General features: G+C 62.3%; 19 protein-coding genes and 2 tRNA genes. 9 read left to right on the top strand and 12 right to left on the bottom strand.

Annotated elements, in window-relative coordinates:
- The first annotated feature begins 105 nt into the window (after positions 1 to 105).
- A complete protein-coding gene (locus tag AB8M85_RS14775) occupies positions 106 to 993 on the top strand; it encodes a hypothetical protein (protein ID WP_372699589.1) in 888 nt (295 codons plus the stop codon).
- Positions 994 to 1038: 45 nt separating this feature from the next.
- Here AB8M85_RS14775 and AB8M85_RS14770 read toward each other — a convergent pair whose 3' ends face one another.
- The 12 genes from AB8M85_RS14770 to dnaA form a co-directional block, all read right to left on the bottom strand.
- Positions 1039 to 1929 carry a DMT family transporter gene (locus AB8M85_RS14770; RefSeq protein ID WP_372699588.1) on the bottom strand — a complete coding sequence of 297 codons (891 nt, stop codon included), beginning with the start codon at positions 1927 to 1929 and terminating at the stop codon, positions 1039 to 1041.
- A gap of 93 nt (positions 1930 to 2022) precedes the next feature.
- Positions 2023 to 2098, bottom strand: a tRNA-Ala gene (locus tag AB8M85_RS14765).
- A gap of 10 nt (positions 2099 to 2108) precedes the next feature.
- Positions 2109 to 2225 (bottom strand): DLW-39 family protein, encoded by a 117-nt coding sequence (locus tag AB8M85_RS14760; RefSeq protein ID WP_372699587.1) that lies wholly within the window; start codon positions 2223 to 2225, stop codon positions 2109 to 2111.
- Positions 2226 to 2262: 37 nt separating this feature from the next.
- Positions 2263 to 2336 (bottom strand) — tRNA-Ile (locus AB8M85_RS14755).
- A gap of 108 nt (positions 2337 to 2444) precedes the next feature.
- Positions 2445 to 3002 carry a DUF3566 domain-containing protein gene (locus AB8M85_RS14750; protein ID WP_372699586.1) on the bottom strand — a complete coding sequence of 186 codons (558 nt, stop codon included), beginning with the start codon at positions 3000 to 3002 and terminating at the stop codon, positions 2445 to 2447.
- Complete coding sequence (gene gyrA, locus AB8M85_RS14745) at positions 2999 to 5689, bottom strand: DNA gyrase subunit A (protein ID WP_372699585.1); 2691 nt, start codon at positions 5687 to 5689, stop codon at positions 2999 to 3001. Before gyrA ends, AB8M85_RS14750 begins: the two co-directional genes overlap by 4 nt.
- A gap of 51 nt (positions 5690 to 5740) precedes the next feature.
- The gene (gene gyrB, locus AB8M85_RS14740; RefSeq protein ID WP_372699668.1) at positions 5741 to 7783 is read right to left on the bottom strand and encodes a DNA topoisomerase (ATP-hydrolyzing) subunit B; all 2043 of its coding nucleotides are present in this window, start codon (positions 7781 to 7783) and stop codon (positions 5741 to 5743) included.
- Between the two features lie 443 nt (positions 7784 to 8226).
- Positions 8227 to 8724: a DUF721 domain-containing protein gene (locus AB8M85_RS14735; protein ID WP_372699667.1), complete on the bottom strand. Its 498-nt coding sequence runs from the start codon at positions 8722 to 8724 to the stop codon at positions 8227 to 8229.
- 56 nt (positions 8725 to 8780) lie between these two features.
- A complete protein-coding gene (gene recF / locus AB8M85_RS14730; protein WP_372699666.1) occupies positions 8781 to 9974 on the bottom strand; it encodes a DNA replication/repair protein RecF in 1194 nt (397 codons plus the stop codon).
- A 16-nt stretch (positions 9975 to 9990) separates the two neighbouring features.
- Entirely contained in the window at positions 9991 to 10878 is an 888-nt protein-coding gene (gene gnd, locus AB8M85_RS14725) for a phosphogluconate dehydrogenase (NAD(+)-dependent, decarboxylating) (RefSeq protein WP_372699584.1), read from the bottom strand.
- Positions 10879 to 10922: 44 nt separating this feature from the next.
- On the bottom strand, positions 10923 to 12044 hold the full coding sequence (gene dnaN / locus AB8M85_RS14720) for a DNA polymerase III subunit beta (RefSeq protein WP_372699583.1): 1122 nt from the start codon (positions 12042 to 12044) through the stop codon (positions 10923 to 10925).
- 408 nt (positions 12045 to 12452) lie between these two features.
- Complete coding sequence (dnaA, locus tag AB8M85_RS14715; RefSeq protein ID WP_372699582.1) at positions 12453 to 13868, bottom strand: chromosomal replication initiator protein DnaA; 1416 nt, start codon at positions 13866 to 13868, stop codon at positions 12453 to 12455.
- 516 nt (positions 13869 to 14384) lie between these two features.
- Between dnaA and rpmH the strand changes: the two genes are divergently transcribed.
- From rpmH to AB8M85_RS14675, 8 genes are all read left to right on the top strand, one after another.
- On the top strand, positions 14385 to 14522 hold the full coding sequence (rpmH, locus tag AB8M85_RS14710; RefSeq protein WP_372699581.1) for a 50S ribosomal protein L34: 138 nt from the start codon (positions 14385 to 14387) through the stop codon (positions 14520 to 14522).
- 70 nt (positions 14523 to 14592) lie between these two features.
- Entirely contained in the window at positions 14593 to 14988 is a 396-nt protein-coding gene (gene rnpA, locus AB8M85_RS14705; RefSeq protein WP_372699580.1) for a ribonuclease P protein component, read from the top strand.
- Entirely contained in the window at positions 14981 to 15358 is a 378-nt protein-coding gene (gene yidD / locus AB8M85_RS14700; protein ID WP_372699579.1) for a membrane protein insertion efficiency factor YidD, read from the top strand. The genes rnpA and yidD overlap by 8 nt, the downstream gene beginning before the upstream one ends.
- Positions 15358 to 16317 (top strand): membrane protein insertase YidC, encoded by a 960-nt coding sequence (gene yidC, locus AB8M85_RS14695; protein ID WP_372699578.1) that lies wholly within the window; start codon positions 15358 to 15360, stop codon positions 16315 to 16317. Before yidD ends, yidC begins: the two co-directional genes overlap by 1 nt.
- Positions 16318 to 16350: 33 nt before the next feature.
- On the top strand, positions 16351 to 16893 hold the full coding sequence (locus AB8M85_RS14690) for a protein jag (protein ID WP_372699665.1): 543 nt from the start codon (positions 16351 to 16353) through the stop codon (positions 16891 to 16893).
- 40 nt (positions 16894 to 16933) lie between these two features.
- The gene (rsmG, locus tag AB8M85_RS14685; protein WP_372699577.1) at positions 16934 to 17584 is read left to right on the top strand and encodes a 16S rRNA (guanine(527)-N(7))-methyltransferase RsmG; all 651 of its coding nucleotides are present in this window, start codon (positions 16934 to 16936) and stop codon (positions 17582 to 17584) included.
- 261 nt (positions 17585 to 17845) lie between these two features.
- Positions 17846 to 18733: a ParA family protein gene (locus AB8M85_RS14680; protein ID WP_372699664.1), complete on the top strand. Its 888-nt coding sequence runs from the start codon at positions 17846 to 17848 to the stop codon at positions 18731 to 18733.
- A gap of 93 nt (positions 18734 to 18826) precedes the next feature.
- On the top strand, positions 18827 to 20248 hold the full coding sequence (locus tag AB8M85_RS14675) for a ParB/RepB/Spo0J family partition protein (RefSeq protein ID WP_372699576.1): 1422 nt from the start codon (positions 18827 to 18829) through the stop codon (positions 20246 to 20248).
- Positions 20249 to 20798 lie beyond the last annotated feature (550 nt).

Raw genomic sequence — 20798 nt, 5'->3', positions numbered from 1 at the left:
CGGACAGTGAACACCCCGCCTGAAGGCAACGGTGCCAGCTGATGGCTCGCGCAGGCGGCAACGCGTAGGCTAGGCGTGGATACTCCAACTACTTGGGAGGAACGTGTGAAGAAGAAGGAACGAATTGCCCGCGATCTGAGCGGGACGGTGAACGCGGGTGTGGAAAATGCTCGTGAGTGGGCCGCCCCCAGGGTCGACGCCGCCGTGAGCTGGGCGGTGCCGCGCATTGAAAAGGGCATGGAGACGGCCTCCCCGCGGATCCAGGAAGGCCTCCATCGTGCAGCTTCCGAAATCGCCGGTGGCGTCGCCAAGGTGACCCCACGGATCCAGGACGGGCTCGACAAGGTCGCTCCCCGCATCTCGCAAGCCGTCGATGATGCATCGCCGCGCCTGCAGGAGACCCTGGACAAGGCGACCCCCGCGCTCCAGCACGCACGAGACGTCGTGGTCAACGACTACATCCCCTCCGCCAGCGCCCGCCTCGGCACGGCTGCAGAATATGCGGCGCGCCGCCTGGATGCAGCCAAGTTCCCTGCCCCCTTGGAGCAGGCGGTGACCAAGGTGTCCGGCGACAAGAAATCCCTCAAGCGTGCCCAGAAGGCCGCAGCCTCGGCTGCAAAGGAGGCCGCCAAGCAACTCAAGCATGAGAAGGCCCAGCGGGGTCGCAAGCGCGGCTTTCTGGTCTTCGGCATCATCGCGGCCGTTGTAACCGCCGGTGTGGCGGCCTGGCGCGCGTCCAAACCGGTTGAGGATCCGTGGAAGACGCCGGTTGAACCGGCACCCGTCCCCGCTCCGGTGCCTGCTCCGGAAACCGAAGCCACGGTCGAGGACGTGCGGGCCCACATCTCCGAGGCCGAACCTGCCGGTCCGGTCTCCGCCGATCCCGACCTGACGGCGGATGCACCGGCAACGGATCCGGCAGCGGGCGACGTCCCCAAGCCGGGACCGCGGGGAACCGCACGTCGCCGCGCAGACGACACCAGCAACAGCTGAGTCTTCGCCCAAGTCGCAGCCGAAAGGGCGGTAGTCCATGATGGACTACCGCCCTTTCGGCTGCCCGACCGGTCGCTTCCAGCCGCGCCCCTGCCCACCGACCACCGCGAGCAGCCCGACAAGGATCAGCGCCAGCCCCAAATAGGTCCACACCGGGGGCGTCTGTCCGAGGAACACGCCGGCCAGGAGCGCGGCTCCCGGAATCTCCAGGAGGATGATCATCGACACCACCAGCGGCCCCAAGGCAACCACCAGATGATTGAAGATCGTATGCCCCAGTAGTTGGGACGCTATCGTCAATGCGATGATTCCCAGCCATCCCTCGAGGGGGAATCCCCCGATGGGCTCGCCCATGATCCAGGCCAGGCACAGCAGCACACCGGCGGTGAGGCCATAGCACAGGGCCGTATAGCTCCGGGTGTCCATGGTCGCGCGCGCCTTGCTGCCGGCCAATGTGTAGGCCCCGGCCAGCGCCCCGCCAGCCAGGGCCAGCACGTCTCCGATGAGTGCCTCTGCGGACCGGCCCACGTCGAAGCCGGTAATGACGACGACTCCGCCGAAGGCCACTCCCATGCCACCCATGACGCGGGTGCCCAACGCCATCCCCCGCAGCCGCTGATAGCCGGCGATCCATGCCGACTGCAAGCAGACCAGTGCCGTGGCCGCGGCGACAGTCGTCATGCGCACCGAGGTCATGAAACAGGCGAAATGGAGGGCAAGGGCGAGGGAGGCGATCGTGCAATAGCGCCACTCATCTCGTGACGGCCGCCGCATCCGGCTGCGGCCCTTCAGGGCCACTGCGGACCCCATCGCGGCCGCCCCGAGCCCATTGCGCCAGAAGGCCATGGCCAGCGGGCCCACGCTCGGGGTTGCGGCGACCAGCGGCCCCGATGCGGAGACGCCAAGGACACCCACGAGGGCCAGCAGGAAGATCACGAAGACAACTCTATGCGCACAGCCGGAGGACGCGGGCAAGACCGCCGGGAACGACGAAGTCCCGGGCCGATGACCCGGGACTCCGTACTGGTTTGGTGGAGGTAAGGGGACTCGAACCCCTAACCCCCTGCTTGCAAAGCAGGTGCGCTACCAATTGCGCCATACCCCCGCGACGAGGATCAGTCGAGGCGATCCGTCGATGCTTTCCACACGGATTTCTCCGCTTCGGTCGCCTTCCACCTACGGTAGGCCACGAAGGACACGACGGCCATGGCTGCTACCAGCAACTTCCGCATGTCTGCTCCGATGTGCCGTGAAGGAGGAGGGATTCCGTGGGCGTACCAGGACTTGAACCTGGGACCTCTTCGTTATCAGCGAAGCGCTCTAACCGCCTGAGCTATACGCCCTCAATGTCCCCTCGGGACGAGATATGACTTTACCCGACCCCCAGCTGGGAAAACAAATCGGCGCCTGCGATGGGCCCCCGGCCAACCGCAGACACCGATCCATGCCGATCAGTCGTCGGTCAGGGTGACTCCGATGCCGCCAACGAGGGTCGACGAGATGTTGTAGAGCACCGCGGCAAGCATCGAAAGTGCCGTCAGCAGCACCACGTTGACGACGGCGATGATCGTGGCGAACGAGGCGACCTGGCCAAGCGAGATGAGTTCCTTGAGATTGAACCCCGAATCCGAGCCGATGACCTGGCCCAGCAGGTCGTTGACCCGATCGAAGATGCCGGTGAGGTCCAGAACTGTCCAGAGGACGACAGCGGCGACCACCGTGACGATTCCCAACGCCACGGACAGCAGGAAGGCCATCTTCAGGACCGACCACGGATCGACCTTGCTGACAAGCAGGCGCGCCTTGCGGACCTTGGCCTTGGGCGCCGGCCGAACGAGCTGCTGGGGGCGCTGTCCCGGACGCTGCTGGCCCTGCTTAGGGGCCTGTCCGCTAGCGCCGGCTGGACGGTTACCGCCGGAGGCAGGACGCTGAGCCGACGCCGCCGGCCGTCCCTGCGCGCTCGGCTTCTGGCGTGGCGCCGCGGGGCGCGGGTTGTTCGGGGTGCTCACGCATTACCTCCGTCAGTATCGGTCTCGTCGGATTCCGCTCCGGCCTCCACGTCCTCCGTGGTTGCCAGATCGCCATCGCCTGCGGCGGGCGCTTCTTCCCCCGCCGGGGTGCTTTCCGGGGAATCTTCAGGATCCAACGGTACTGCATCGTCGTCGTCCTCTGTTCCCAGCCCGCGCTCAGTATTCTTGGCAACGGCGATGATCCGGTCTTTCTTGTCCGGCTTGGCGAAAATGACCCCCATCGTGTCCCGGCCCTTCGCCGGGACCTGGGTCACCTGGGAGCGGACGACCTTTCCGCCTTGCATGACCACCAGGACCTCGTCGTTTTCGTGCACGATCAGGGCGCCGGCCAGGTGGCCCCGTTCATCGGCCAGCTTGGCGACCTTGATGCCGATGCCACCACGCGATTGGACACGGTATTCCTGGGCCGACGTGCGCTTGGCGTATCCGCCTTCAGTGACGACAAACACATAGGATTCCTCGCCCACGACATCGGCAGCCAGCAGCTCATCGTCCTCGCGGAACTTCATGCCCGTCACACCCGAGGTGTTGCGTCCCATCGGCCGCAGCGCCTCGTCCGTGGCAGTGAACCGCACCGATTGCCCCTTCCGGGACACAAGCATGAGGTCATCGGTTTCGGAGACGAGCTGGGCGGACACCAGTTCGTCGCCTTCGCGCAGGTTGATGGCGATCACGCCGGCGGACCGGTTCGTGTCGTAGTCGGCCAGACGGGTCTTCTTCACCAGGCCCCGGCGGGTGGCCAACACCAGATAGGGGGCCTGTTCGTAATCGCGCAGGTCAAGGACCTGGGCGATGTGCTCATCCGGCTGGAAGGCCATCAGGTTCGCAACGTGCTGGCCCTTCGCATCGCGTCCTCCCTCGGCCAGTTCGTAGCACTTTGCCCGGTATACGCGGCCGTGGTTGGTGAAGAAGAGAAGCCAGTTGTGGGTCGTGGTGACGAAAAAGTGCTCCACGACGTCGTCCCCGCGCAGCTGGGCACCGCGGATGCCCTTGCCGCCACGGTTCTGCGACCGGTAGTTGTCGCTGCGGGTGCGCTTGACGTAGCCGCCACGGGTGATGGTGACGACCATTTCCTCCTCGGGGATGAGGTCTTCCATGGACATGTCGCCATCGAAGCCGGCAACGATCTGCGTGCGCCGGTCGTCGCCGTGCCGCTGGACGATATCCGCGAGTTCCTCGGATATGATCGTCCGCTGCCGGACAGGGTCGGCCAAGATGACCTTGTACTCGGCGATCTCGGCCTCGAGTTTCGCATGCTGGTCCTGGATCTTCTGGCGTTCCAGGGCGGCCAAACGGCGCAACTGCATATCGAGGATGGCCTGGGTCTGCAGGTCATCGATATCCAGCAGTTCCTTGAGGCCGTTGCGGGCATCCTCGACGGTAGGCGAACGCCGGATCAGGGCGATGACCTCGTCGAGGGCATCCAGCGCCTTGAGCAGACCCCGCAGGATATGGGCAGCTTCCTCGGCCTTGCGCAAGCGGAACTGCGTGCGCCGGACGATGACATCGACCTGGTGGGCCACCCAGTGGCGGATGAAGGCATCCAGGGAGAGCGTGCGGGGGACTCCATCGACGATGGCCAGCATGTTCGCGGAGAAGTTGCTCTGCAGCTCGGTGTGCTTGTAGAGGTTGTTCAACACCACCTTCGCCACCGCGTCGCGCTTGAGCACGATGACCAGCCGCTGGCCCGTGCGGCCAGAGGTTTCATCGCGGAGATCGGCAATACCCTGGATCTTGCCGTCCTTGACCAGTTCTGCGATCTTGATCGACAGGTTGTCCGGGTTGGCCTGGTAGGGCAGTTCGGTCACCACGAGGCATGTACGCCCCTGGAGTTCCTCGACATTGACCACCGCGCGCATCGTCACGGACCCTCGGCCGGTGCGGTACGCATCCTCGACGCCGCGGCGCCCCAGGATCGTGGCTCCGGTCGGGAAGTCCGGTCCCTTGATCCGCAGCAAGAGCTCCTCGAGCAGCTCCTCCTTCGTGGCCTCGGGGTTTTCCAGGTACCACTGGACACCATCGGCCACCTCGCGCAGGTTGTGCGGGGGGATGTTGGTGGCCATCCCGACGGCGATACCGGACGAGCCGTTCACAAGCAGATTCGGGAACCGTGCCGGCAGAATTGTCGGTTCCTGGTTCTTGCCGTCGTAGTTGTCCTGGAAATCGACGGTTTCCTCGTCGATGTCGCGGACCATTTCCAGCGCCAGGGGAGCCATCTTGGTTTCGGTGTACCGGGGTGCAGCCGCGCCATCGTTTCCGGGTGAACCGAAGTTCCCCTGCCCCAGGGCGAGCGGGTAGCGCATCGTCCAATCCTGGATCAAGCGCACGAGGGCATCGTAGATGGCCGAATCGCCATGCGGGTGGTACTGGCCCATCACCTCGCCGACAACGCGGGCGCACTTGTTGTAGGACCGGTCGGGCCGGTACCCGCCGTCAAACATGGCGTAGAGGACCCGACGGTGCACGGGTTTGAGTCCGTCGCGCACATCGGGCAGTGCGCGGCCGACGATCACGGCCATGGCGTAGTCCAGGTAGGACCGCTGCATTTCCGTCTGCAGGTCGATCGGTTCGATTCTGTCCAGCGTGGCTGCAGCCACCGGCTGCTCCGGCAGCAGGTCCTCGCCGTTCTCCGGTTCCTGCGGGTTTTCGGGCGTCTCGTCGCTCATCGGGTTCTTCCTCTACTCAAAAGCTGCTGTGGAACGAAAGGGTGCTGCGCCTCAGATGTCGAGGAAACGCACGTCCTTGGCGTTCTGCTGGATGAAGTTGCGGCGGGATTCGACGTCCTCACCCATCAGCACCGCGAAGATCTGGTCTGCTGCGGCGGCGTCCTCCATGGTGATCTGGCGCAGGGTTCGGCGGTCCGGGTCCATGGTCGTGTCCCAGAGTTCCGAGTAGTCCATCTCGCCCAGGCCCTTGTAGCGCTGGATGCCGTTGTCCTTCGGCAGGCGCTTGTTCGCTGCTGCCCCGGCCGTCAGGGCTGCGTCGCGCTCGGCATCCGAGAAGACGTAGTCGTGGGCGGAGTTCGACCACTTGATCCGGTACAGGGGCGGCTGCGCGAGGTAGACATAGCCGTTTTCGATCAGTGGGCGCATGTAACGGAACAGCAGCGTCAGCAACAGGGTCGTGATGTGCTGGCCGTCGACGTCAGCATCGGCCATCAGGACGATCTTGTGATAGCGGAGCTTGGCCATGTCGAACTCCTCGCCGATGCCCGTTCCGAAGGCGGTGATCATCGACTGGACCTCGGCATTTCCCAGTGCACGGTCCAAACGGGCACGTTCGACGTTGAGGATCTTTCCCCGCAGCGGAAGGATCGCCTGTGTCCGCGGGTCACGACCCCGCTTGGCCGAACCGCCGGCGGAATCTCCCTCCACGATGTAGACCTCACACTCGGCGGGGTTCTTCGAAGAACAGTCGGAGAGCTTGCCCGGCATGCCGAATGATTCCAGCGGCGACTTACGCCGGGCGTTATCCCGCGCCTTGCGCGCTGCCAACCGGGCCTGGGCAGCGAAGAGCGACTTGCGGATGATGTCCTTGGCTGTCACCGGATTGCGTTCCAACCAGTCGCCGAGTTCGTCGTGGACAACGCCTTGGACAAAGCCCTTCGCCATGGAGTTTCCGAGCTTGGTCTTGGTTTGCCCCTCGAATTGCGGCTCGCCCAGTTTGATCGAGATAACGGCGGTGAGACCCTCGCGGATGTCGTCACCGGTCAGGTTGTCGTCTTTTTCCTTGAGGATCCCCTTGTCCTTGGCGTAGCGGTTGATGAGCGAAGTCATCGCCGCTCGGAAGCCCTCTTCGTGCGTACCGCCTTCGTGCGTGTTGATCGTGTTCGCGTAGGTGTGGACGGACTCGGAATAGGCGGTGGTCCACTGCATGGCGATCTCGACGGAGATCATGCGCTCGGGGTCCTCGCTCTCGAAGGCGATGACATCCGGATGGACGAGGTCGACCTTCTTGGAGGCGTTGAGGTACTTGACGTAGTCGAGCAGGCCATCGCGGTAGCAGTAGTCGACGAAGCGGTGCTTGGGCTCCTGCGCCTCGTCCGCCCGCTCCTCTTCGGAGTCCTCCGCGATCTCGTCGGCCGAGTCGTCGACGGTACGTTCATCGGTCAGGGTGATGCGCAGGCCCTTGTTCAAGAACGCCATCTGCTGAAAACGTGCCCGGAGGGTCTCGAAGTCGAACTCGACGATGTCGAAGATCTCGGGATCCGGATAGAAGGTTTGGGTTGTTCCGGTCTCTTCCGTTTCCTCGCCCTTGACCAGATCTGTTTGGGGCTTGCCTCCGTCGGCGAACGACATGCGATAGACGTTCCCCTTCTGGCGTATTTCGGTGTCCACCCGCTTGGAGAGCGCGTTGACGACCGAGATGCCCACACCGTGCAAACCGCCGGAAACGGCATAGGCGCCGCCGCCGAACTTGCCACCCGCATGCAGGATCGTCATCACGACCTCAACGGTCGGCTTGCCTTCCGCCGGATGCATGTCGACAGGGATTCCCCGGCCATTGTCCTGAACCCGGACCCCGCCGTCTGCTTGCAAGGCAACGCTGATGGTGTCGCAGTATCCGGCTAGTGCCTCGTCGACGGAGTTGTCGACGACCTCGTAGACGAGGTGGTGCAGGCCGCGCGGCCCCGTGGAACCGATGTACATTCCCGGCCGCTTGCGGACGGCTTCGAGCCCTTCCAAGACGGTGATGTCATCGGCACCGTAAGCGTGCTCGACGCGGTGGGGGTTCTCTTGCGGGTGCTGTTCCACGACCATTTCCGGGTCCACCGGCGCCGGTTCCTGAGCAGTTTCAGGCTCCTGCGTCGCTGCGGAATTCTCTTCCTCGGGGGCAGTGTTATCAGTATCCACAGGCGGTGCAGACTCCTTGTGCATTCTCGGCGGACACCGACCCGGAGGGCCGGCAATCCATGAACCGGTGTCCTAGCTCAGGCTATGCGGGCACCGTGTCTTCAATTCTACCGCCTCCAGACGAATCAGTGGCGTACATCCAGCGTCAATTGCCTCTCATTGGCAAAATAACGGCCCTAGGACGCCCTCCGGAGGCACCGGCTGAGGCCCTATGTGGTTGCGGGTGCCCCGAGGCGTCTGCAGCCGCTTCCTTGGTGGTAACTTCCCGCTGTCCAGCTTGATGCCTTTTGGGGCCGGCCGTGGCAATCTGCGCACGGCATGCCCGGCTACGCCGTTATCGCTCCCTGGTTCTACCCGTACGTGTCACGGGGTCCGCGGCCGGAGACCCTGCGCATTCCCTTCTTCCAGCTGGGTGCTGAGGGGCCGAGCACCTGGATGACCGTCACGACGCCGGGGCCGAGTTTATCGTCGAAGGTCTTAAGCAGGTTGTGGCTGAGCAACCGCAGTTGGGTAGCCCAGGCGGTGGAATCACAACGCACGAGCACGGTGGTGTCCTCGAAGCTCTCGGGCGTGCAGTGGGCGCTGATCTGCGGCCCCACCAACTCTGCCCAGCGCGACATGACAGATCCAACGGCAACTGGCGACGTCCAGCCACGATCGCGGACCATGCGCCCGAACACCGTTCCAATGCCTTGTGGATCGCGTCCATCGTCGTAGGCAACCCCTGAGGGCCCGCGTCGTCGGAGCTCGCGTGCCTGCGCGCTACGTTCACCGGCCCGTCGCGCCTTCGCCGCATCGATCCGGACTTCTCCTCGGGCAACCGCCGACTCGCGCATCCGATTCAACATCGTCCGGGCCGCATCGAACTCCGGCGACCGCGGTGCCGGCTTTCTCGGCTCGGAATTCACGCGGAGACCGTTCCTGGTCCCACGGTGAGGATCCTTCCGTGGAGCTCCTCGGGGACGTCATCGACCACTGCCGCGGTGACGATGACTTGTTCGGCGTCGGCCACAACTTGTGCCAACTTGCGGCGTCGGGAGACATCCAACTCGGCGAAGACATCGTCCAGAATCAGAATCGGCTTCGCCCCGGGCCGCGAATCGTCCTGGCAGAGCGCCCGATAAACGGCCAACCGGAGCGACAAGGCAAGCGACCATGTTTCCCCGTGCGAGGCGTACCCCTTAGCCGGAGCCGAACCGAGCCCCAGAACGAGATCGTCACGATGCGGGCCGACCAGCGTCAGTCCTCGGTCGAGTTCCCTCCCCCGTTGGGCAGCCAGGGCCTCCAAGAACAGCTCGTGCAGTTCCCCCTCGTCCAGACCGGACAGCGGCCTGGCTTCGGGCGTCGGGGCCGCGTCCGCACCCTGCGCTGTACCATCGTCGAGCTCGGCTCCTCCTGCGATGCTCGAGGTATACGTCGCGATGGCTGCCTTCGATCCGTCGGTCAAGCCCGCGTAGGCATCAGAGAGGTGACCTTGCAGGGCATCCAGGACATCCAGGCGGCCCCGGAGCAACTTGCTTCCCGCCGCAGCAAGGTGCTGGTCCCAGACCGAGAGCGTCGCCTCATGGGAGGAGGAAAGCCTCCCGGCGGAACGAGCTGACTTGAGCAATGCATTGCGTTGTTTCAGGACCCGGTCGTAATCGGATCTGGTGGCCGCCTGATGGGGCTGGAGTGCTACGAGGACGTCGTCGAGATATCGACGCCGTTCAGACGGATCGCCCTTCACCAGGGCGAGATCCTCCGGAGCGAACAACACCGTGCGTACGATGCCCATGATCTCGCGTGCGCGCACCGGGTTGGCCCGATTGATGCGGGCCCGGTTCGCCTTGCCTGCGGTGATCTCCAATTCGAGGCCGACCGCTTGCTGTGCCCGATGGATCCGGGCCCGCACGAGTGCCTGGTCGGCGCCGAAATGAATCAGGGGAGCATCGTTCGAAACGCGATGGGAAGACAACGACGCCAGATACCCCAAGGCCTCGGCAATATTGGTCTTCCCCACGCCATTAGGCCCCGCGAATACGGTCGTTCCCGGGCCCAACTCGAGATCCACCTGCCGATATGAGCGGAAGTTGGTCAGGGATACATGCGATACGTACAACTGTCGTTTGCTTTGGCTACTCGCCTGGCTGACGCACAGCATGCCCGCCGAATTGGTTCCGCAAGGCGGCCACCATCTTCATGGCCGGCGCATCGTCTTGCCGCGAGGCAAACCGGGCAAAAACCGACGCGGTGATGGCCGGAGCCGGTACTGCGTTTGCGATAGCTTCCTCGACGGTCCAGCGGCCCTCGCCCGAGTCCTCAACATAGCCTGCGACCTTGCTCAGCTGGGGGTCTTCGTGCAGTGCCTTCACGAGCAGATCCAGGAGCCACGAGCGAATCACGGTGCCCTTCTGCCAGGCACCGAAGGTTCCGGGCACGTCCCTGATGATGTCTTTGGCGGCCAGCAGCTCGTAGCCTTCGGCGTAGGCCTGCATGATGCCGTATTCGATTCCGTTGTGGACCATCTTGGCGTAATGCCCCGCCCCGATGTCGCCCACGTGGACGAAGCTTTCGGACCGTTCGCCTTCGGGGCGAAGCGCGTCGAAGACAGGCAGGAGGTCCTCGATATCGGAATCGGCACCGCCTGCCATGAGCCCGTAGCCATTCTCCAGGCCCCATACGCCGCCGGAAACACCGCAGTCCACGAATCGGACACCGGACTTGGCTAGGTCGTTTCCGTGGCGGATGTCATCGCTGAAGCGGGTATTGCCTCCATCGACGACCAGGTCACCGCGCTGCAACTTACCCGCTAGTTCGGACACCACGGCGTCTGTCACGGGACCAGCCGGGACCATGATCCAGATGATCTTGCGTTCCGGCAGGGAGGCCAACAGGTCGTCGACCGAAGCGACGTCGGCAACTTCCGGGTTGCGGTCATACCCGGTCACTTCGATGCCGCCCTGGCGCAATCGGGCGCGCATGTTGAACCCCATCTTGCCCAGGCCGATCAATCCGATGTGCATGGATTCCTCCTACGGTAGTAGCGTCCGCTGGCCAAGGGGGTACGTCAGTTCGGCAGACGTACCGGCATCACCAGGTAGCGGTAATCGTCCTCGTCGTTGCCGTCGAGGGCCTTCTGTGCTGTCATCATCGCCGGTTTCGGGGCAGTGGTGAAGGAAAAGCGGACAAAGTCGCTCGTAAAGGCATTCAGGCCCTCGGCCAGGTACGCCGGGTTGAAAGCCACGGTGATTTCCTCCCCGTCGAGCTGTGCCTCAATGGCTTCTTCTGCTTGGGCATCCTCACCGGTCCCTGCATCCAGCGCCAACTGGGACTCGGTGAAGGCGAGCCTCACCGGGGTGTTGCGTTCTGCGACCACGGCCACGCGTCGGACCGCCTCGACCAATTCGTGCGTTCGGACGGTGGCGTGGATGGGGGTGTTCTCGGGGAAGAGCGAGCGGATTTTCGGGTAGTCCCCATCGACAAGGAGCGATGTGGTGCGTCGGCTTCCGCTCTCGAATCCGATGAGGTCGCTGTTCTCACCCAGCGCGATGCGCAGCTCGCCGGCCCCACCCAAGGTCTTGGCCACCTCGTTGAGTGTTTTGGCCTTGACCAGAGCAGAGGTGGCGATGCCCGGGGTATTCGGCTTCCACCGCACTTCGCGCATGGCCAGACGATAGCGATCGGTGGCAAGGAAAGTGATCAGGTCGTCTTCGATCTCCATTTTCACGCCGGTCAGGATGGGCAGGGTGTCGTCCTTCGAAGCAGCGACGATGACTTGTGCCACGGCCTCTGAGAATGCCGCGCCATCGACAACGCCGGCCAACGGCGGGAGGACCGGCAAATCCGGGTAGTCGGCGACCGGCATCGTGGCCAGGTGGAACCGGCTCCTTCCGCAGGTAACGGTTACCTTCGTCCCGTCCGTTTCGATGGTGACAACGGATTGGGGCAAGCTGCGGCAGATCTCGGCCAGGAGCTTGCCGGAGACCAGCACGGTGCCTTGATCCCCTACCTCCGCGGCAATTTCGAGGTGCGCTGATATCTCGTAATCGAAGCCCGCGAAGGAGACAACGGAATCCCCTGCATGGATCAGGATGCCAGAGAGGACTGGTGATGGCGGGCGCTGTGATAGCGAACGGGCGGTCCAGGACACGGCATCCGCCAGGACGTCCCTTTCGACACTGAACTTCACGTAGTGATCCGCCTTTCACAGCTTCGGGTGACAACTTTCCGGTGCAAGCTTAGCCCGTGGGGGGAATCGCGGCCTACCAGAGCAGGATCGTTGTTCAGACTTCGATCGGGCAAGGATGCGGGGAGGGAACTTGTTATCTGGATTCTTCTAGAAATTGGGATTCGTAGTGTTAATAACTGCTGTGGATACTGTGGATAACTCGCGTGGGCGATCTGTTCTCGGGGTTTATGGGTGTTTACAACCTGTGGGCATGGGCCAGTCGCTTCCGGGTCTGGCAGTGGACAAGATTTCTTGTCCTTACGGGCATCCACAAGGGCCCCCGGAGTTATCCGCAGATCTGCCGACTCGTCCACTTAACAATCCACAGACTTATCCACAAGCGTGCAAAACCCCCGGTTTTCGGGGTTTTCAGCCATCTCGTTGTTGTTGCTTGATGCGGTTCGTGAGCTCGGTCACCTGATTGAAGATCGCCCTTCGTTCCGCCATCAACTCCCGGATTTTGCGATCGGCGTGGATCACGGTGGTGTGATCGCGCCCGCCGAGTTCGGCGCCAATCTTCGGAAGCGACATGTCCGTAAGCTCCCGCAGCAGATACATGGCGATCTGCCGGGCCGTCACGAGGGTTCGGGTCCGAGACTTGCTATTGAGCTCCTCGATGCTGAGGTTGAAGTAGTCAGCTGTCTGGGCAATGATCGCCGCCGGCGTGATCTCCTGTGCACCCTCGTCGGTGATCAGGTCCTTAAGGACCTGTTCAGCCAGCGGCAGGTCGACCGACTGGTTGTTCAGCGAGGCAAATGCGGTGACGCGGATCAGGGCACCCTCGAGCTCGCGGATATTCGTTGAGATCTTTGAAGCGATGTATTCCATGACATCCCCTGGGGCCGAGAGGCCTTCGGCCGTGGCCTTTTTCCGCAGGATGGCGATCCGTGTTTCCAATTCGGGAGGCTGAATATCGGTCAGCAGACCCCATTCAAAGCGTGAGCGCATGCGGTCCTCGAACCCTGCCAGCTGCTTGGGCGGAAGGTCCGAAGTGATGACCACTTGCTTGTTGTGGTTGTGCAAGGCGTTGAAGGTGTGGAAGAACTCTTCCTGTGTTGCGTCCTTGTTCGCCAGGAACTGGATGTCGTCGATCAGGAGAATGTCCACGTTGCGGTAAGTCTGTTTGAAGCTTGCGCCTTCGTCATCTCGAATGGAGTTGATGAAATCGTTGGTGAACTCCTCGGAGTTCACGTAGCGAACCCGGATGCCGTTATACAGGTGACGCGCGTAGTGGCCGATGGCGTGCAGCAAATGCGTTTTTCCCAGACCTGAGTCCCCGTATATGAATAGCGGGTTATATGCCTTTGCGGGCGCCTCCGCGACGGCGACTGCAGCGGCATGGGCAAACCTGTTGGACGATCCGATGACGAACGTATCGAAGATATATTTCGGGTTGAGGCGTCCGAACTCCTGGGAGTTGGAGGGAGGTGAGGGTTGCGGTCGGTTGTCGCTGATCCGCTCCTTGACGACGGGGGTCGGCTCGGGCTGCGCCGGTTCGGGTTCCGCATCGGGAACCAAGTCGGCATCGATACTGAAGGCACACAGGATGTCGTCCTGGAATACCTGGCGCAAAGACGCGTCGAGGGACTGCTTGAGCTGCGTCTGGAGTACTTCCCGGGTCAGTTCATTCGGAACCGCGAGCAGCAACGTCGTGCCGATCAACCCGAGGGGCCGCGCCAGCACCACGAAGCCGCGCTGGCGTGGTGTCACGCGATCGTCCTGCTCGAGGAGGCGGACTACCTGCCGCCATGCGCTGCCGACGCTATTGGATTCGTCTGTGCTCATTGACAAAGCCCCCTTCGAGGTCCGACCGTCCGGCGACAAGGTTCCGCTGGCCGTGCCGCACGGAAAAGACCAACGAGTATCGATTCTAGCGTTCATCCACAATGTTATTCACAGTCCGTGGATAACTTGCGGCCAATCTACGGCAACGAGCCCTGCCCTGAAGATCCCGGGAAATCCCGTGGTGAGCGCGATCGGGGCGGGACACGGCACACGAGGAAAAGGTCGGTTCCTTGCACGTTGTCCACAGCCGTGGATTAATGTGCATGGAGTTGTACACATCCCGGCCGCGGGTCGCGTGGGGCCCTATGTGCCATGCCGGTTTGACCGAGCGTCCGCGCGTCGCCTATCGTTGTTTAGTCCTGTGTGTGTACTTTGGAGCGCGCCATGGGGAATCGCTAGTTCTGATTCCGCCTGCCGAATGCCCGAAGTGCCGCATGAAATACGAGCGTCAGCCTGTTCTTCCCCCTTGTAGCAACGGGTTAAGGCGCATCCTTTGATCGTCTTGGAGTTACTACTGTGAGCAAGCGGACTTTTCAGCCGAATAACCGCCGTCGTGCCAAGAAGCACGGCTTCCGTCTTCGTATGCGCACCCGTGCGGGTCGCGCCATCCTGTCAGCACGCCGGTCCAAGGGCCGCGTCGAGCTGTCTGCATAGCATCGAGCCATCCCCGTGGAACGCGCGCTGCTGACGTGAACATGACTTCCGGCCACGCCGGGCGCTAAGCATGTTGCCGAAGGAGCATCGACTGCGTTCCGCTGCGGAATTTTCCGCCACCGTACGTTCCGGCGCCCGCTCTGGGCGCCGGAACGTCGTGCTATATGCGCACCTGCGCTCGGGCCGCGGCCTGGACGAACCATCACGATTTGGCTTTATCGTCTCCAAGGCCGTCGGGAACGCCGTGACCCGCAATCTCGTTAAACGGAGACTGCGGGCCGTGACGGCCGGGTCGCTGGCGGACGTCGGTGCAGGATACGACGTCGTTATGCGGGCACTGCCGCAGTCGGCCCGCGCCTCCTGGTCCGAGTTGGCTGCCGATGCGCGAACCGCACTCGGAACGGCGACGCGGACCGCGGCCGGAGGGCCCTCCAACGACAAGCGAAAGGTGAACCGGAATGGATAACGCCGATTCACCTCGCCAGCAATCCCCGATTCGCGTCGTGCTGGATCTGCCGCGGAACCTGTTGATCGGACTGATCATTGGATACCGGAAGATCGTTTCGCCCTTGTACGGCGACGTGTGCCGGTACTTCCCCAGCTGCTCGGCCTACGCCCTGGAAGCGGTCACCGCACACGGTGCCCTCAAGGGCACTGCGCTGGCCGCCTGGAGGGTCGCCCGGTGCAATCCCTGGAGCCATGGAGGCATTGACCACGTGCCGGAAGGGCATCGGATTTGGCCAGAAGGCAAGACCCCCAAGATCATGGTGTTGAACCACCCGCCGATTCCCATCGACGATGATGCCGCGGCGCGGCACGAGGAGCATAACCGGTAATGAACTTCCTAGACACAATCCTGTGGCCATTCACGCAGGTCGTCTCGTGGATCCTGCGGGCTTTCCACGCGGTCTTCACCTTCATCGGCATGGACCCGGATTCAGGGTGGACGTGGACACTGTCCATCATCTTCCTGGTCTTGCTCATCCGTACTGCCTTGATTCCGGTCTTCGTCAAGCAGATCAAGGCCCAGCGGGCCATGCAAGTCTTGCAGCCAGACCTTCGAAAGCTGCAAGCCAAGTACAAGGGCAAGAAGGACCAGCTTTCGCAGCAGGCGATGATCGCCGAGCAGCGCGAGCTCTTCAAGAAGCACAAGACGAACCCGCTGGCCTCTTGCCTTCCGATACTGGTCCAGATGCCGTTCTTCTTCGCACTGTTCCGTGTCCTCAACAACGCCTCGCGTGCCAGCGCCGAGGGCCATCCCGTAGGGGCATTGTCTGTTGAGCATGTGCGGAGCTTCGATGCATCGACGATCTTTGGTGCAGGGCTCTCCGAGACGTTCCTGGGCACCATCAACTCCGGGTCGCCGAAAATTGCCGTCATCATCACCGCCATAGTGATGATCGTGGCCATGTCCGCCAGCCAGTTCATTACTCAGCGCCAGATCATGACGAAGAACATGACCAAGGAGGCCCTGGAGGGCCCCTTCATGCAACAGCAGAAGATGATGATGTACATCCTTCCGCTGGTCTTCGGTATCGGCGGCATCAACTTCCCCATCGGTGTTCTCATCTACTGGACGGCCACCAATGTGTGGACCTTGGGACAGCAGTTCTACGTCATCCGCAACAACCCCACTCCGGGCTCCCAGGCCGAACGTGAGCTCAATGCGCGCCGTGCGGCGCGGGGGCTTCCGCCGGTGGGGCACAAGAAGAGCGAGGAACCGGCGGAGCCAGAGGCGATCGAGCCCAAGGGGCAGCGCGAGCAGCCGCAACGCAAGAACAGAAAGAGGAAGTAGACGATGAGTAGCTCAGACGCGGATCCTGTTGAGATGCAAGAATCACCTGCCGTTTCCTCCGAGGATCCGCAAGAGTCCTCCATCCCCCATGCCGCGGCCGCCAGCAGGGTCGAAGAAGAGGGCGATATCGCCGCGGACTATCTCGAGGAACTGCTCGACATTGCCGATCTCGACGGGGACATTGATATTGAAATCCGAAGCGGTCGGACCTACATTTCGATCGTCAACGAGGCCGGGGCCGAAGGTGCACTCGCCGATCTCATCGGACGGGACGGCGAAGGGCTTGAAGCCCTCCAGGAACTGTCTCGTCTGGCTGTACTTTCGGCAACCGGAAACCGGTCGCGCCTCGTCCTGGATATTTCCGGGTACAGGGAGGGCCGCGCGGGTGAACTGAAGGGCATCGCGGAAGAGGCTGCGCGGAAGGTGCGCGAATCGGGCGAACCGGTGTCTTTGGACGCGATGAGCGCCTACGAGCGGAAGCTCGTCCACGATACGGTGTCGGATCTGGGACTCCACAGCGAGTCCGAGGGCGAGGGTACCCGGCGGCACATCGTCGTTTCGAGCCCCTCCGCTTAGACGCATCCCCTTACCGGTGGCAACGAGAATCGAGAGCAGTGTGAGCCAGGAAGTGCAGCCGACGGACGACGAGAGCCGTGCGGCACGGAAGGTCTTTGGCAACCGCTTATCGGTCGCCGAACGCTACGTGCAGCACCTGGCGACATCGGGTATGGAACGTGGCCTCCTCGGTCCCCGGGAAGTACCTCGCTTGTGGAGCAGGCACGTACTCAACTGCGCCGTGGTGGCGGAGCTTATTTCCTCGGAGGCGAATGTTGTAGATGTCGGTAGCGGCGCGGGCCTACCCGGATTGACGTTCGCCATCGCAAGGCCTGACCTTGAACTGACTCTTGTGGAGCCCTTGGAAAGACGCTGCATCTGGTTGAGTGAGGTCGTGGACGATCTCGAGCTGGCCAACGTGACGATCCTTCGTTTGCGCGCGGAGCAAGCAGTCGAACTGCTCAACGCGGATGTGGTAACGGCAAGAGCGGTCTCGGCGCTGGGTAACCTTGCCCGGTTGACCATGCCTCTCCTCCATGGAGAAGGAGAGGTCCTTGCTATTAAGGGGCGGAGCGCCGCAGAGGAAGTTGAGAAGGCAGCGAAGGTATTGCGCAAACTCGGTGCCCGCGATACCGAAGTCATCACTGCCGGCAGCTCTGTCCTCTCCGAGCCCACTACTGTGGTTCGAATCAGCGTGGGCCAGCCGTCCTAAACGGTAGGCTGTATGGAGGTCACGGCAATACCGAATGAGCCAGGCGGACGTGAAAGCCCGGGGAGAACGGTAGCAACCGGTTTGGTTTGCAAAGCCAGTTTCTTGCCAAGGGTACGACCAGGAGCATTTCCCCGTTGTTTCACGTGAAACCAAGGTTTGGCTCTTGGGCCGTCACCGTAGTGGTGTTTGGATAGCCGTGGCCGGCTAGGGAATAGCAAAGAGTTTTTTACGTCGGAAGCGAAGGCACGGGTTCGGGACATGATGGACAGCATCGACGAGAGCACGCCATTGGCCAGCCAGCTGGCCGATGAGAACAAGCGCCGTGAAAGGCTCAGTGGTAAGTCGCTGCCCAGGCCTGAGAACACGCGGTTCCTGACGGTGAGCAACCAGAAGGGCGGCGTCGGGAAAACCACGACGACCGTGAACATCGCCGCCGCACTGGCCAAGGCAGGAATGAATGTTGTGGTCGTCGACATTGACCCCCAGGGCAATGCCTCGACGGCGTTGGGCATTGAACACCATGCTGAGGTCGAAAGCATCTACGACGTTCTCATCAACGATGTACCACTGGCAGATGTGCTCGCCCCATGCCCGGAATTTGGCAATATGCTCGTCGCGCCGGCAACCATCCACTTGGCCGGGGCAGAGATCGAGCTGGTTTCCCTCGTCGCCCGGGAACAGCGGCTACGTCGGGCGCTCGACGAGTATGCGAAGAGCCGGGAGGAGAAGGGCCTGGAGAGGATCGACTACGTCTTTATCGACTGCCCTCCAAGCTTGGGGCTCCTCACCGTGAACGCCTTTGTTGCAGCTCGTGAGGTCCTGATTCCCATCCAATGTGAGTACTACGCTTTGGAAGGCCTCAGTCAGCTTCTCAGCAACATTGAACTCATCCAAAAGCATTTGAATTCCGATCTCGTCGTATCCACCATTCTCTTGACCATGTATGACGGACGGACGAATCTTGCTTCACAGGTCGCGTCGGAGGTCCGCGAGCACTTTCCGAAACAGGTGCTTGGCGCGATGATCCCGCGCAGCGTGCGTATTTCCGAGGCTCCGAGCTACCAGCAGACTGTAGTGACGTATGACCCCAGCTCCACCGGGGCGCTCTCATATCTGGAAGCAGCGGCTGAAATTGCCGACCGCGGCTAACTAGTCGAGATTTTGGACTCGACCACCGAGTAGACTCTTAGGAGAGCGAAAGTCGCCCCCTGGCGACTCTGAGGGATACTGGGAGGACTTAGAATGGTCGAGAAGCGGCGTGGCTTGGGACGTGGTCTGGGCGCCCTCATTTCTAGCGCTCCTGCAGCGGAGGAAGACGCCGCGCCGGAAGAGCCACTCGCGCAGTCCAAGGACGATGGGCCGAACACGAATAGTGCGGATTCCACATATTCTCCCGACCTGCCTTCACGGGAAGCGGTTTCACGTGAAACACCCCCCGCAGAGTTGAAGGTGAACCGTACGGGCCGGGCACGGACGGCGTCTGGCGATCAAGAACCCACGGCTGGCAAGAAGACGTCGCGGACCAGGAACCAGGGCAACAAGAAGCCACGGCCTGTTGATATGTTCTTCTCCCCTGGAGGGGCAGAGGGAAGCGGATTGTCAGAGGGTCCTGCTTCGGCGGGACGGGCATCGGGCACGATGCGTGGTAGTCGTGCTGCCATGCCGGACGTGCTGGGACAGGTCCGGCAACGTCGGGACGGCGAGTCTCTGGACCAAACCGAGAAGGCCCCAAACATCGAGGGACTGGACGCGTCGGTTCGCTCCGACGACCACAAGGAACCGGCAGACCACGACGGCGGCCGTGTCGCGTCTGGCGAGGGTTCAGTTCCACGTGAAACGTTGGTGCGGGTACCGGGTGCTGAATTTGCGGAGATCGAAGTCGGCTCAATCCATCCAAACCGTAAGCAACCTCGGACGGTCTTCGATGAGGAAGATATGGCCGAGCTCGTTCACTCCATCAAGGAAGTCGGACTGCTTCAACCGATTGTTGTCCGTCCCTCGGACGAAGAAGGAGCCCAGCTCTACGAACTTGTAATGGGCGAACGCCGTTGGCGAGCAGTACAGATGGCCGGTTTGGCGACGATTCCCGCTATAGTCCGCCAAACGTCGGATACGGATCTCCTGCGCGATGCCCTGCTCGAGAACCTACATCGCTCGCAACTCAACCCCTTGGAAGAGGCCGCTGCCTATCAACAGCTGATGCAGGAGTTTGAGTGCACGCAGGAGGAGCTTTCTGACCGAATCGGGAGGTCGCGGCCGCAGATTTCGAATACGATCCGCCTCATGAAGCTGCCGGCGCTGGTGCAGCGTCGCGTTGCTGCCGGAGTTCTCTCAGCAGGTCACGCCCGCGCGCTCTTGGGCCTTTCTGATGCGGGCGAAATGGAGCGGTTGGCTCAGCGCATCGTCAACGAAGGCCTTTCGGTTCGCGCAACGGAGGAAATCGTTTCCCTGAACGACGGCCTTCGACGACCTGCACGGGAAAAGTCTAATCGGACTGCAGCCCGCCACGAACGCTTGGACTACTTGGCCAATTCGTTGTCCGATCACTTGGAGACCACGGTCAAGATCACGCTGGGTGCGAAAAAGGGACGAGTGAGTATCGAGTTTGGGAGCGTGGATGACCTGAACCGCATTATGGGAGTGATCGCTCCCCCCTCAGAGTAGGTCCCACGTCCCGCAAGGTTTCACGTGAAACGGGCCTGCTGATCGCCTTGGTGACTCTTCTGTTGATTGAGGAGCTTGTCATATTGTGCCTGTTCCTCTGGCGCCACCCATGCTCTGAAAAGCCTATGCGTGCTCGCCGTGCTGTTGTTCAGGGCGCTACGTAGCTTCTCAGGCAAGCTTCGATCCGCGTCATGTTCAAACGCCCTTCGAGGCGAGGACGGGTGTTGTGCGGCACTGTTTCACGTGGAACGGGCGGTGTCGTCTCTGCGCGTCCAATACAGTCGGGGCTCGTCCAGTCACTGCATGCGAGCGGATCGGCGTCCGAAGGGGCAGACAATGGTTCCGGCGTCGGGGCGGCTTGCTCGCTCTAATCACATAACGTCAGTCGGTGGTGAGCGCATCGTGCCCCATTTGGTCCGATTCTTCGCTTCACGCGACGAGTCGGAGCAAGGGATTCGCAGCGGGTGAGCGATGTCCCGCTCAGGACCGGATCGCAGACGCGGCACCAGTTCCACGTGAAACATTGACCTAAGGCGTCGTTGTCCAGTTC

Source organism: Arthrobacter sp. JSM 101049 (assembly GCF_041679245.1).
Taxonomy (GTDB): domain Bacteria; phylum Actinomycetota; class Actinomycetes; order Actinomycetales; family Micrococcaceae; genus Arthrobacter_H.
The sequence above is the reverse complement of the archived record's forward strand: the minus strand, read 5'-3'. Positions and strand labels throughout refer to the sequence as shown.